General features: G+C 65.9%; 12 protein-coding genes. 1 reads left to right on the forward strand and 11 read right to left on the reverse strand.

The genetic code is table 11. From position 1 onward, the window contains the following. Positions 1–4: 4 nt before the first annotated feature. Genes AC1KAR_RS05210 through AC1KAR_RS05225 form a run of 4 tightly spaced genes read right to left on the reverse strand, consistent with a single transcriptional unit; the run spans position 5 to position 3,078 of the window. A complete protein-coding gene (locus AC1KAR_RS05210) occupies positions 5–1,033 on the reverse strand; it encodes a S49 family peptidase (protein WP_480315219.1) in 1,029 nt (342 codons plus the stop codon). Continuing rightward, positions 1,030–1,419 carry a Rieske (2Fe-2S) protein gene (locus AC1KAR_RS05215; RefSeq protein WP_480315221.1) on the reverse strand — a complete coding sequence of 130 codons (390 nt, stop codon included), beginning with the start codon at positions 1,417–1,419 and terminating at the stop codon, positions 1,030–1,032. Before AC1KAR_RS05215 ends, AC1KAR_RS05210 begins: the two co-directional genes overlap by 4 nt. Then, complete coding sequence (locus AC1KAR_RS05220; protein ID WP_480315223.1) at positions 1,412–2,074, reverse strand: HAD-IIIA family hydrolase; 663 nt, start codon at positions 2,072–2,074, stop codon at positions 1,412–1,414. Before AC1KAR_RS05220 ends, AC1KAR_RS05215 begins: the two co-directional genes overlap by 8 nt. Beyond that, complete coding sequence (locus tag AC1KAR_RS05225) at positions 2,071–3,078, reverse strand: RluA family pseudouridine synthase (RefSeq protein ID WP_480315225.1); 1,008 nt, start codon at positions 3,076–3,078, stop codon at positions 2,071–2,073. Before AC1KAR_RS05225 ends, AC1KAR_RS05220 begins: the two co-directional genes overlap by 4 nt. A gap of 666 nt (positions 3,079–3,744) precedes the next feature. Between AC1KAR_RS05225 and AC1KAR_RS05230 the strand changes: the two genes are divergently transcribed. Then, positions 3,745–6,807 carry an Rne/Rng family ribonuclease gene (locus AC1KAR_RS05230; RefSeq protein ID WP_480315227.1) on the forward strand — a complete coding sequence of 1,021 codons (3,063 nt, stop codon included), beginning with the start codon at positions 3,745–3,747 and terminating at the stop codon, positions 6,805–6,807. Positions 6,808–6,889: 82 nt separating this feature from the next. Here the strand turns inward: AC1KAR_RS05230 and nagZ are convergent, their stop codons facing one another. From nagZ to AC1KAR_RS05265, 7 genes are read right to left on the reverse strand one after another with little or no spacing between them, the layout of a single operon-like run. Continuing rightward, a complete protein-coding gene (gene nagZ / locus AC1KAR_RS05235) occupies positions 6,890–7,939 on the reverse strand; it encodes a beta-N-acetylhexosaminidase (RefSeq protein WP_480315229.1) in 1,050 nt (349 codons plus the stop codon). A gap of 3 nt (positions 7,940–7,942) precedes the next feature. Then, positions 7,943–8,338 carry a holo-ACP synthase gene (gene acpS, locus AC1KAR_RS05240; RefSeq protein ID WP_480315231.1) on the reverse strand — a complete coding sequence of 132 codons (396 nt, stop codon included), beginning with the start codon at positions 8,336–8,338 and terminating at the stop codon, positions 7,943–7,945. Next, complete coding sequence (locus AC1KAR_RS05245; RefSeq protein ID WP_480315233.1) at positions 8,335–9,132, reverse strand: pyridoxine 5'-phosphate synthase; 798 nt, start codon at positions 9,130–9,132, stop codon at positions 8,335–8,337. The genes acpS and AC1KAR_RS05245 overlap by 4 nt, the downstream gene beginning before the upstream one ends. A gap of 10 nt (positions 9,133–9,142) precedes the next feature. Continuing rightward, positions 9,143–9,940, reverse strand: coding sequence for a DNA repair protein RecO (gene recO / locus AC1KAR_RS05250; RefSeq protein WP_480315235.1), 798 nt, complete (start codon positions 9,938–9,940; stop codon positions 9,143–9,145). 6 nt (positions 9,941–9,946) lie between these two features. Further along, positions 9,947–10,876, reverse strand: a complete 930-nt coding sequence (gene era / locus AC1KAR_RS05255; protein ID WP_480315237.1) for a GTPase Era — start codon at positions 10,874–10,876, stop codon at positions 9,947–9,949. Between the two features lie 4 nt (positions 10,877–10,880). Beyond that, a complete protein-coding gene (gene rnc, locus AC1KAR_RS05260) occupies positions 10,881–11,585 on the reverse strand; it encodes a ribonuclease III (protein WP_480315239.1) in 705 nt (234 codons plus the stop codon). Between the two features lie 29 nt (positions 11,586–11,614). Further along, the gene (locus AC1KAR_RS05265) at positions 11,615–11,983 is read right to left on the reverse strand and encodes a DUF4845 domain-containing protein (RefSeq protein WP_480315241.1); all 369 of its coding nucleotides are present in this window, start codon (positions 11,981–11,983) and stop codon (positions 11,615–11,617) included. Between the last annotated feature and the right edge of the window lie 15 nt (positions 11,984–11,998).

Raw genomic sequence — 11,998 nt, forward strand, 5'->3', positions numbered from 1 at the left:
CGATTCAGCGCAGCGGTGCCCAGCTGCGCATCGCCTTGGCCGCACCGGCGCCAACCGACGCACCGAAGCGCCGCACCAGCCGCTCGGCCACGTTCTCCTTCGGCGTGTAGTCGATCACCTCTTCGGCCTTGATCACCTCGCGCGCCACGTAGTCGAGGTTGCCGAGGTGATCTGCCAGGCCCATCTGCACGGCCTGCTCGCCGGTCCAGAACAGGCCCGAGAAGGTGTCGGGCGTTTCCTTCAGCCGCGCGCCGCGGCCCTCCTTCACCACCTTGATGAACTGCTGATGGATTTGGTCGAGCATGGCCTGCGTCAGCTCGCGCTGCTTGTCGGTCATGGGCGAGAAGGGGTCGCCGATGCCCTTGTTTTCTCCGGCCGTCAGCAGACGTCGCTCGATACCGAACTTCTCCATCGCGCCGGTGAACCCGAAGCCGTCCATCAGCACGCCGATGGAGCCGACGATGCTGGCCTTGTCGGTGTAGATCTCATCGGCCGCGACGGCGATGTAGTACGCGCCCGAGGCGCAGGCCTCTTCGACCACCGCATAGACCTTCTTCTTGTGCAGCACGCGCAGGCGGCGGATCTCGTCGTTCACGATGCCGGCCTGCACCGGGCTGCCGCCGGGCGAGTTGAAGCGCAGTACCACGGCCTGCGAGCCACTGTCCTCGAAGGCGGCCCGCAGCGCCGCCACCAGCGACTCCGCGTTGGCTTCGGTGTCTTCGGCGATTTCGCCCCGCACCTCGACCAGCGCAGTGTGCGGGCTGCTGGGCGCACTGACCTGGTTGCGCGCGCCCAGGAAGGCCCAGAACGCGAGCGCAAACAAGGCGAGCCACAGCAGTCGAAAGATCAAACGCCAGCGGCGATCGGAGCGGCGGTCAGCGATGTAGTCCCGCGCCAAAGCAGCGAGGGTCGGGTCGAGTGCAACAACGGGCGCTGCAGCCGACGCAGGGCCCTGGGCAGCGGGCTGAGCGGCCACGGGTGGTGCCACCGCAGCCTGTGCAGGCGCGGGCGGAATCTCGTCTTGGGGGTTCATTCAGGAAAAGCCGGTTGGGTGTCGCGGGAAGGATACCAATACACCTGCCCGCCACGTTCTTCGACGGGGATGACCGTGAGGCGACCGCGGCCACACGGTCCGCCTGCGCAGCGCCCGCTTCGTGGCTCGTAGGCCGCCCCGTGGATCGAGCAGAGGATGAACTCGCGGCCACTGTCGAGAAACTCTCCCGGCTGCCAGTCCATCTCAGCGGGAACGTGCGCGCAGCGGTTGAGGTATGCGACCACCTGGCCGTCGAAGCGCAGCGCGAAGGCGCGCGCCGGCTGCCGGTACTGCATCACGTCGAACACGATGGCCTTGCCACGCTCTGCCAGGTCGGCCGACGCGCACAAATGTTGCGCGGGCCCAGCCTCTTGCGCCTCAGGCATGGCGGGCGAGCCAGTCATTGAGGTCCGACACGGAGTGCGCGATGTGCAGGGGCCCGAAGCTCCCGAAGGTGTCAGGCTCGTGTGCCCCATAACTCACGGCGACGCACGCGGCACCAGCGTTGGCCGCTAGCTGCAGGTCGTGAGTCGTGTCACCGATCATCAGCGTGCGCTCGGGGTCCACGCCGAACTCGCGCATGAGCTCGAGCAACATCTGGGGGTTCGGCTTCGATGCCGTCTCGTCGGCGGTTCGGGTTGCATCGAACATGCCGCGCAGTTCGACGCTGGCCAGGGCCTCGTCGAGCCCGCGACGCGATTTGCCCGTGGCCACCGACAGCCAGTGGTTGCGCGCCTTGAGGGTGTGCAGCATGTCGAGCGTGCCTTCGAAGAGCACGATCTCGTGCTGGCTCGCGAAGTAATGATGCCGGTAGCGTGCGCCGAGTTCGCTGTAGCGCTCGCGTGGCAGGCCGGGCACGGCATGCTGGAGCGCCTCGACCAGGCCCATGCCGATCACATAGCTGGCGTCCTTGTCGCTCGGCACGGCCACGCCCAGGTCGGCGCACGCCGCCTGGATGCTGCGCGAGATGAGCGCGGTCGAGTCGAACAGCGTGCCATCCCAGTCGAAGGCGATGAGGTCGAAGCGGCGGGGTCGGGTCATGGTGCGGGGTGGGAAGAAGAAAGCGCCTGGACGAAATCTGCGCACTCAGGGGGCAAGGGTGCCTCAAGCGACAACTCTTCGCCCGTGGAGGGGTGCTCGAACCGCAGCCAGCGGGCGTGCAGGAACATGCGGTCGAAGCGATGACCCTGCGCGGTCTCGCCTTTGGCCACGGCCTTGTTGACCGCGAAATCACCGTACTTCTCGTCGCCGACGATCGGGTGGCCTTCGTGCGCCAGGTGCACCCGGATCTGGTGCGTGCGCCCGGTCTTGATGGTCACGTCGAGCAGGGTGAACGGGCCGAGCGCCTGAGCCACCTTCACCAGGGTGATGGAGCGCCGGCCCACTTCTTCCCGGTCTCTTTGGGCCTGCTCACTCTGGGCCTGTCGAGGAGCGTCCACGACACGCACGCGCCGCTCGCCGTCGCCGGTCAGGAATTTGTGCAGCGGCACGTCGATGACCTTGCGCCGGGCCGGCCAGGCACCGATCACCAGCGCGGCGTAGGTTTTTCCGGTCTCGCGGTTGCGAAACTGGTCTTGCAGCGCGACCAGCGCAGAGCGCTTCTTGGCGATCAGCAACAGACCGGAGGTCTCCTTGTCGAGCCGGTGCACCAACTCCAGGAAGCGCGCCGTCGGGCGTGCGCGGCGCAGTTGCTCGATCACCCCGGAACTCACGCCGCTGCCGCCGTGCACCGCCACGCCAGCCGGCTTGTTGACGGCGATCAGGTGCTCGTCTTCGAAGACGATCGGGAACTCCCGGGCCGGTGCGGCCGGTGCGTCGGACTTGTCGGCGACCCGCACGGGCGGCACGCGCACCACATCGCCCATCGAGAGGCGTGTATCGGCCGAAGCCCGGCCCTTGTTCACCCGCACCTCACCCGACCGGATGACCCGGTACACGTGGGTCTTGGGCACGCCCTTGAGCAGTTTGACCAGGAAGTTGTCCAGCCGCTGGCCTTCCGACGCCTCGTCGATCTCCACGCGATAGACCGCGGGTTGAGGGGCCATCGGGCGGACACTTGCTGCCGGTTCAGGTTTCGCCCTTATAATGCGCCGCACCACGTTTTCGCTGTAAGTGATTGATTTTTCTGAGTTTACGCCGCGCAAGCAGCCTCCCTCAGACAAACACCCAGTACAACGTGGCCGGCCGGCTCGAAAACCCGGCCACAAGGTGATGCAACGCACGCGGCCTGCGGCGGGCCGGGTCCCCAAGTGACTCGGCGGCAAGCAGCCCGGTGCGGCAGAGAAACAAAGAACGAACCCTGCAAACAAGGTTTTCAGGCGGGAGACACCCCCGGCACAGCCTGCGCCAAAAGCGCCAGCGGCTCCGGCAAGACGTCTTCCTCCCGCGTCCAGCCATCAATTCGGATGTTGTTCCCGACCCCCACCCCACACAGCCCTCGGCGCGTTCGTTGCGCCTGCGGCGCCGTGGCCCGGTCGCGAGCGCGCGCCACCCGGCGCTCCCCTTTGCCAGCTGCCACGCACGCGCCAACGCTGCCAGACGGCCCGCCGATCGATCACTGATCGGCACCCCGTCACCACAGTCCAGGGCGATTCCTTCCGGTTCATCCACGTTTCTCGTGCATCGATGAGTCGCCCCTGAGTTTTCAGTGGCGGCATGTTGAGTGAGCTGTGCCCAGCCGCGATAGCGGCGAGTGCAGCCAAGGAGCGCACATGAAACGCATGCTGATCAATGCGACGCAGCAAGAAGAGCGTCGCCTGGCCATCGTCGATGGCCAGAAGCTGATGGACTTCGAAACCGAGATCGAAGGCCGCGAACAACGCAAAGGCAACATCTACAAGGCCGTCGTCACCCGCGTCGAGCCCTCGCTCGAGGCCTGCTTCGTCGACTACGGCGAAGACCGCCACGGCTTCCTGCCCTTCAAGGAAGTCTCGAAGAACTTCTTCCGCGAAGGCACCGACGTGCGCAACGCGCGCATCCAGGACGCCCTCAAGGAAGGCGACCAACTCCTGGTGCAGGTCGAGAAGGAAGAGCGCGGCAACAAGGGTGCTGCACTCACCACCTTCATCTCGCTGGCCGGCCGCTACCTGGTGCTGATGCCCAACAACCCGCGTGGCGGTGGCGTGTCGCGCCGCATCGAGGGCGAAGACCGCGAAGAGCTGAAGGAAAACCTCGACCAGCTCGAGTACCCCAAGGGCATGAGCCTGATCGCCCGCACCGCCGGCATCGGCCGCTCGGCGCCTGAGCTGCAGTGGGACCTGAACTACATGCTCAAGCTGTGGAGCGCCATCGACGGCGCCGCACAAGCGGGCAAAGGTGCGTTCCTGATCTACCAGGAGTCGTCGCTCGTGATCCGCGCGATCCGCGATTATTTCACCGCCGACATCGGCGAGATCCTGATCGACACCGACGACATCTACGACCAGGCCCAGCAGTTCATGACGCACGTCATGCCTGAGGCATCGTCCAAGGTGAAGCGCTACCGCGACGACGCGCCGCTGTTCAGCCGCTTCCAGATCGAACACCAGATCGAAACCGCGTTCTCGCGTACGGTGAACCTGCCCTCGGGCGGCGCCATCGTGATCGACCATACCGAAGCGCTGGTCTCGGTCGACGTGAACTCCGCCCGTGCCACGCGCGGCTCCGACATCGAAGAGACCGCCACCCGCACCAACCTCGAAGCGGCCGATGAAATCGCCCGCCAGATGCGCCTGCGCGACCTCGGCGGCCTGATCGTCGTTGACTTCATCGACATGGAAGAGTCGAAGAACCGCCGCGAGGTCGAGACCCGCCTGCGCGATGCGTTGCGCCAGGACCGCGCCCGCGTGCAGTTCAGCTCCATCAGCAAGTTCGGCCTGCTTGAACTGAGCCGCCAGCGCCTGCGCCCGGCCCTGAGCGAAGGCAGCCACATCACCTGCCCGCGCTGCAACGGCACCGGCCACATCCGCGACACCGAATCGAGCGCGCTGCAGATCCTGCGCATGGTCCAGGAAGAGTCCATGAAGGACAACACCGCGGCCGTGCATGTGCAAGTGCCGGTCGAAGTGACCTCCTTCCTGCTCAACGAGAAGCGCGCCGAGATCACCAAGATCGAACTCAAGCAGCGCATCACCGTGCTGCTGGTGCCCAACAAGCATCTGGAAACGCCCAACTACAAGCTCGAACGCCTGCGCCACGACGATCCGCGTCTGGAAAGCCTGCAGGTCAGCTACTCGATGATCGAGGAGCCGGACGACGAGGTCGGCATCACGCGCCGCGAGAAGGCCAAGGCAAAGCAGGAGCCAGTGATCAAGGGCATCCTGCCCGAAACACCTGCACCGATCGCACCGCCCAAGCCCGAACCCGTGGCCGTGGCCCCGGCGCCTGTGGCCGCTCCAGCGGCAGCGGCTCCCGCCTCCGGCGGCGGCTTCTTCGCCTGGGTCAAGAAGTTCTTCGGCGCGGAGCCGGCACCGACCTCGAACGCACCGGCGGCCCGCCCGGCGACCACCGAGAAATCGGCGGAACGCGGCGAGGGCCGTGGCGACCGCAACAACCGCGGTGGCCGTGGCGGCCGCGACGCGGGTCGCCGTGGTGAACGCGGCGAGCGAGGTGACAAGAGCGAGCGCGGCGAGCGCTCAGGCCGTGACGGTGGCCGTGGCCGCCGCAATGAGCGCGCCGACAAGCCGGAGGATGCAAGCACCGAAGCTGCCCGGGGCGAAGACCGGGGCCGCCGCCAGGAAGCGCGCGGTGGCAACGCACCTGAAGGCCGTGGTGACGCTGGGCGCCAGGAAGGCCGACGCGGCCCGCGCCCCGAGCGCAACGAGCCCCGTGAAGCGCGCCAGCCTGCACCGGTGGCCGAAGGCGCGCAGGACGAAGCCGCCGCACAAGCGCGCGCCTTTGTCGACACCGTCCCGGGTGGTGAACTGCCCGAGACCGCCGTTGAGGGCCAAGGCGAACGCCAAGGCCGCCGCCGCAACCGCCGTGGCGGCCGCGGACGGGACCGCGACGACGCTCGCCAAGGCGAAACCGCCGTCACCGACAACCTCGCCAACGCAGACGAGGTCGCAAGCGCTGCTCAGAGTGCAGACGCGTCGCAAGTCGATGCCGACGTCAACGTCTCGTCGGAGGAATCGACGGGTGAACGCAACGGCGAGCGTACCGAGCGTGGTGACCGCGACGGCCGCCGCCGGCGTGGCCGCGGTGGGCGTGATCGCCAACGCCGTGACGAGAACGGCAATGTGATCGCCCGCAGCGACGAGGCCGTTGAAGGCCAGGAGATCACCGGCGCGGATTCAGGTTCGCGTTCAGAAATCGAGACTCCTGCCGAAGCCACCTACGTGGCCCAGGCCGAAGCGCCGATCGCGAACGAGTCTGCCGTCGAGAGGGTCACGGCACCTGTCGTCGCCGCCGCGGCACCGATCGAGCCCGCAGCGGTCGAACCTGCAGTCGTCACCGCGGCTCCCGTGGTCGAAGCGACGCCCGTCGCCGTACCTGCCCCGGCCCCGGCCCCGGCCGCAGCTGCCCGCAACGAGCACTTCGAGTTGCCGACGGCGCAGCTGATTCAGGTGGCTGAATCAGCCGGCCTGCAGTGGGTCAACTCGGATGCCGAGAAGATCCGCGCAGCGCAGGAAGCCATGGCCCGCGAGCCCAAGCCGGTGCATGTGCCGCGCGAGCCCAAGCCGGTCGCGCTCGTCGACGAAGGCCCGCTCGTGTTGGTCGAGACGCGCAAGGATCTGTCGCAGATCAAGCTGCCATTCGAGACAGCGCAGGGGTCGCCATCACAGCCACAGGCTTGATGACGGTCGGCCCTCGGGCCGGTACGTGACAAGGGCGCCCCTCGGGGCGCCCTTTCTCATGGGGAGATCGTGCTTGCCCGCCTCAGGGCAAGCGCTCCAGCGAGCGCTGATATGCCGCGTCGTGCATGAGGTCGTCCCAGCCGATGGGGGGCGATTGCGGCACCAGCTTCAGACGGCGAGCCTCGCTGTCAGGGTCGGCCTGCCAGTGGCCCTGGGCCATTGCATCACTGAGACCGTCCAGCAAGGCATCGACCGCCTTGCCACCGTCGAGCGACTGGTTGCACAACAAGACCATGTCGCAGCCGGCGTTGAGCGCGGCCAGTGCAGCATCGACCTGACCGCCTGCGACCTTGGCGCCTTCCATGCTGAGGTCGTCGCTGAAGATCGCCCCCGTGAACCCGAGTTGCTGGCGAAGAATCTCCTTCAACCAGAGCGGCGAAAAGCCGGCCGGGTGGGTGTCTACCTTGGGGTAGATGACGTGCGCCGGCATCACACTGGACAAGCTGGTGCTGAGCCATTCGTAGGGCTTGGCGTCATCACTCAGGATGGCCTTGAGCGATCGCTTGTCCACGGGCACTTCGGTGTGGCTGTCGGCCTTGACAAAACCATGACCGGGAAAGTGCTTGCCGCAGTTGGACATGCCCGACAGCAGCAAGCCGTGCATGAGGCTCTTGGCAAGCATGGTGGCCACACGTGCATCGCGGTGGAAGGCACGGTCGCCGATGACGCTGGAGCCCCCGTGATCCAGATCGAGCACCGGCGTAAAGCTCAGGTCCACGCCGCAGGCGCGCAACTCGGCCCCAAGCACGTGACCCGCAGCGGTGGCCGCGTCGGTGGCCGTGAGTGCATCGCGCATCCAGAGTTCGCCCAAGGTGCGCATCGCCGGCAAGTGCGTGAAGCCGTCGGTGCGAAATCGCTGCACGCGGCCCCCTTCGTGATCGACGCTGATGAGGATGTCGGGGCGGATGGACTTGATCTCGGCCGACAGCTCGGTGAGTTGTTGACGGTTCTCCCAGTTGCGGGCGAAGAAGATCAGCCCGCCCGTGAGCGGATGTTCGAGGCGGCGACGGTCATCACGGTTGAGCGTGGTGCCGGCCACATCGAGAACTACGGGCGCGTGTGCATGCGTCATGTTTCAGTCTTTCGTTTCGACGACCACGAAACTCGCGGCATAGTCGGATTCATCGGTCACGGTGACATGGGCCACCAGCTTGCGGGCCTCGAACCACGCGGCGAGCCTGCCGTGCAAGTGGATCTCGGGCTTGCCGCTTTCGGCTTTGACGACCTCGCAGTCACGCCACGTCATCGGTGAGCGCAAGCCCAGACCGATGGCCTTGGAAAAGGCTTCCTTGGCCGAGAAGCGCGTCGCCAGGTAGCTCATGCCGCGCTCGTGCACCTTGCTGAGCCGGAAGCGGAACACTTCGATCTCATGCGGGCCCAATACCTTCTCGGCAAACCGCTCGCCACGGCGCTCATAGGCCGCCGCAATGCGGCGCACATCACAAAGGTCGGTGCCGATGCCGTAGATCATGCGGTCGCGGCATGGATGCAGCGAAGGTAGGCGCGCACCGCTTCCGTCATGCCCATCTCGAGCGTGTCGGCGATCAAGGCGTGGCCGATCGAGACCTCTTGAACTCCAGGCACCGCCCGCAAAAAATCACCCAGGTTGGCGAGATTGAGGTCGTGCCCCGCGTTGACGCCCAGGCCCGCGCGCAGAGCCGCCGCGGCGCTGTCGGCGAAGCGGGACAGAACCTCAGCCTGATGGCCTGTCCCGTGGGCGCGCGCGTAGCTCTCGGTGTAGAGCTCGATGCGATCGGCCCCCACGGCGCTCGCAGCTTCAATGGCCCCGGGCTCGGGGTCCATGAAGAGGCTGACTCGGATGCCGAGCGCATGCGCTTCGTCGATCAGCGGCCGCAGTTCAGCTGCGTCCTGCGGAAAGCGCCAGCCGTGGTCGGATGTCGCCTGCGACTCGTCGTCGGGCACAAAGGTGCATTGCTGCGGCGCCTGGCCCTTGGATGCCAACTCGCGCAACAAGCCCATCAGGTTATGCAGCGGGTTGCCCTCGATGTTGAACTCCGCCTGCGGCCACTTCACCATCAACTCGGCCAAGTCGTGCACGTCGTGCGTGCGGATGTGGCGCTGGTCGGGCCGCGGATGGATGGTGATGCCCTGCGCGCCAGCTTCGAGCGCACGCGCGGCGAGGCCCGTCACGCTCGGGAAGCCCAGCGGGCGACGATTGCGAATCTGCGCCACGAGGTTGACGTTCACCGACAAGGCGGTGACGCCGCGGTGGGCATCGAGCCCGGTGGTCATCAAGGGGTTCATGGGAGCGTGTTCATGGCAGCGCGAATCGACTCATGGCTTGAACATCGATCATCACCTGTCGAGTTCGCAACACAGGCGAGCCCAGATGATAGTGAAGCAAGCCGCGCAATGCGGGTTTGAGCTCGGGCAAGGCTTGCGCGCTCGCCTGCTGCAGTGCCGCCACGCTGCCGTGCTGCAGTGCTGCCTGCAGGCCGATCAGCATCTGGCCCTTTGCACCAGCGTCACCCGGGCGCGACACGACGACTCCGGCTTCGGCGGACAGGCCATAGCGCTGCTCTCGGTGGACGGGCTCTTGCGTGAGCGTGACGAGGCTCAGGTCCGGCAACAGGCCCAACTGGCTGAGCAGTGACACTTCGAACGCGCGCAGTGCGGCTTCCTCGTTCGCGCCGCCGTTGTCGGCCAGACTGCCCAGGGTGGCCGCATAGACGTCGAACAGCGCCGGGTGCGAGTCGCCACGCGCGGTCAACTTCATCAGCAGTTCGTTGAGGTAGAAGCCGCTGAAGAGTGCGGCACCTGTGAGCATGGGCTGGCCACCGGCCCATTCGGCCGTGCGCAAGGTCTGCACCTCGCTCGTGGCTTCACCCGTGGCATCAGTCTTGGGCGCACGACCGAGCCCTACCTGGATGCGCTGGAAAGGCAGCAGCACCGAGCGCAGCTGCGAATACGGGCGCTTGGCGCCCTTGGCGATCACCGCCACGCGACCCTGCTCGCGCGTGAAGAGGTCGAGGATCAGGCTGGATTCGCTCCAGTCGTAGCGGTGGAGCACGTAAGCAGCCAGCTGCGCCGACGCGCGCGGTGCACGCGACATTGCCATCTACTCGTAGCCGTAGCTGCGCAGATGCTCTTCGTTGTCGGCCCAACCCGATCGCACTTTGACCCACAGCTCAAGGAAGACCTTCGCATCCATCAGATGCTCGAGCTCCTGGCGCGCCTCGGAGCCGATGCGCTTGAGGCGCTCGCCCTCGTTGCCGATCACCATGCCTTTGTGGGCATCGCGCTCGACGATGATGGTGGCGGCAATGCGCCGAAGGTTGCCCTCTTCCTCGAACTTATCGATGACGACCGTCGAGGTGTAGGGCAACTCGTCGCCCGTCAGGCGGAACAGCTTCTCGCGGATCAACTCGCTCGCGAGAAAGCGGTCGCTGCGATCGGTGAGCGCATCCTCGTCGTAGAACCACGGCTGATGCGGCAGGTAGGGCTTGACGATGTCGAGCAGGCGCTGCACGTCGGCCGCCTTCTTCGCCGACAGGGGAACAAACTCCGCAAACGCGTGGCGGTCCTGCATACCCTTCAGCCAGGGCACGAGTTCTGCCCGACGGTGGACAGCATCAAGCTTGTTGGCCACCAGAATCACCGGCTTGTTGGACGGCATCAACGCAAGCACCTTGGCGTCGTCGAGGCCGAAGCGGCCAGCTTCGACAACGAAGAGCACGACATCGACGTCGCCCAACACACCTTGCACCGTGCGATTGAGATTGCGGTTGAGCGGTGCGCTGTGGCGAGTCTGGAACCCTGGAGTGTCGACAAACACGAATTGGCTGTCGTCCGCCGTGCGGATGCCCGTGATGCGATGCCGCGTCGTTTGTGCCTTGGCCGAGGTGATGCTGACCTTCTGGCCGACCAGTGCATTAAGCAAGGTTGATTTGCCCACGTTGGGCCGGCCCACGATGGCGACCAGGCCGCATCGCATGCTTTCACCGCCGTTCGCAGCGACGTCGATCTCGCCGGGTTGTTCTTCGTTCATGCGGTCACGAGCGCAAAGCGCTGCCGGGCTTGTCGCTCGCCTTCAGCGCAATCAGCATGCGGCGCGCGGCTTCTTGCTCGGCCACGCGGCGCGAACGGCCCTCGCCCGTCTCGGTGAGGCTCAACGCGGGCACCAGGCATTCCACCTCGAAGGTTTGCGCATGGGCCTGGCCTCGGGTGTTGGCAATGCGGTACACCGGCACCGGCAGCCGCCGGGCCTGAAGCCATTCTTGCAGTTCGGTCTTGGCGTCCTTGGTCCAGCTGTCGATGTCGGTCGTGGCGATCACTTCGCCGAACAGCCGCTGAACGAGGGCACGTGCCGGGTCGAACCCTCCATCGAGGAAGGTCGCGCCGATAATGGCTTCGAGCGCATCGGCCAGGATGGATGGGCGTTGCGCGCCGCCACCGCGGGCCTCGCCTTCGCTCAGGCGCAAGACCTCCGGCAAACCCATGACGAGCGCGACGCGATGCAGCGTGTCTTCGCGCACCAAGTGCGCGCGCACGCGGGTCAGATCACCTTCGTCGGACCCTGCGAAACGCTCGAACAGCAGTGCACTGATGGCTAGGCTCAGGACCGCATCACCCAGGAACTCAAGGCGTTCGTTGTGATCCGCGCCGAAACTGCGATGCGTGACCGCGCGGCTCAGCAACTCGGGCGCGGCAAACCGGTGGCCGAGGCGTTGCTGCAGTGCGTTGAGGCGTGGATCCACGGATTCGTTGCGCGAGAAGGGCCTGGGCCTTACTTCGAACGCCCCTCGTATTTGATCAACAGATAGACGGGTGCCATGAGTTCAATCTGCTTATCGTAGGCAAAGCTGATCACCACCTTTTCATTCACCTTGGTGATCTCCAGATCGTTGCCGCCGATGGACTGAATGGAGTACTCGATCTCCTTCTGCTTCTCGAAGGCGGTACGAATCTCGGGCACCGTGGTGGCACCGCTCGTGGCGATCTTCTCCACCGCGCGCTTGATGGTGAAGTATTCGTTCATCGTCGGCAGTACGCGCAAGGCGACCAGCGCAATGAAACCAACGACGATGGCCCAAAACATCAGTCCGAACAGTGTGACGCCACGCTGCGAACGTGCTTTGTAAAGCTCAACGAACATGGTTTCCTGCTCCTC

This window comes from Piscinibacter sp. PDB1-1 (assembly GCF_056675995.1).

Coding starts and splice junctions, on each gene's coding strand:
- AC1KAR_RS05210 (WP_480315219.1), bottom strand. CDS start 1,033: ATGAACCCCCAAGACGAGATTCCGCCCGCGCCTGCACAGGCTGCGGTG.
- AC1KAR_RS05215 (WP_480315221.1), bottom strand. CDS start 1,419: ATGCCTGAGGCGCAAGAGGCTGGGCCCGCGCAACATTTGTGCGCGTCG.
- AC1KAR_RS05220 (WP_480315223.1), bottom strand. CDS start 2,074: ATGACCCGACCCCGCCGCTTCGACCTCATCGCCTTCGACTGGGATGGC.
- AC1KAR_RS05225 (WP_480315225.1), bottom strand. CDS start 3,078: ATGGCCCCTCAACCCGCGGTCTATCGCGTGGAGATCGACGAGGCGTCG.
- AC1KAR_RS05230 (WP_480315227.1), top strand. CDS start 3,745: ATGAAACGCATGCTGATCAATGCGACGCAGCAAGAAGAGCGTCGCCTG.
- nagZ (WP_480315229.1), bottom strand. CDS start 7,939: ATGACGCATGCACACGCGCCCGTAGTTCTCGATGTGGCCGGCACCACG.
- acpS (WP_480315231.1), bottom strand. CDS start 8,338: ATGATCTACGGCATCGGCACCGACCTTTGTGATGTGCGCCGCATTGCG.
- AC1KAR_RS05245 (WP_480315233.1), bottom strand. CDS start 9,132: ATGAACCCCTTGATGACCACCGGGCTCGATGCCCACCGCGGCGTCACC.
- recO (WP_480315235.1), bottom strand. CDS start 9,940: ATGTCGCGTGCACCGCGCGCGTCGGCGCAGCTGGCTGCTTACGTGCTC.
- era (WP_480315237.1), bottom strand. CDS start 10,876: ATGAACGAAGAACAACCCGGCGAGATCGACGTCGCTGCGAACGGCGGT.
- AC1KAR_RS05265 (WP_480315241.1), bottom strand. CDS start 11,983: ATGTTCGTTGAGCTTTACAAAGCACGTTCGCAGCGTGGCGTCACACTG.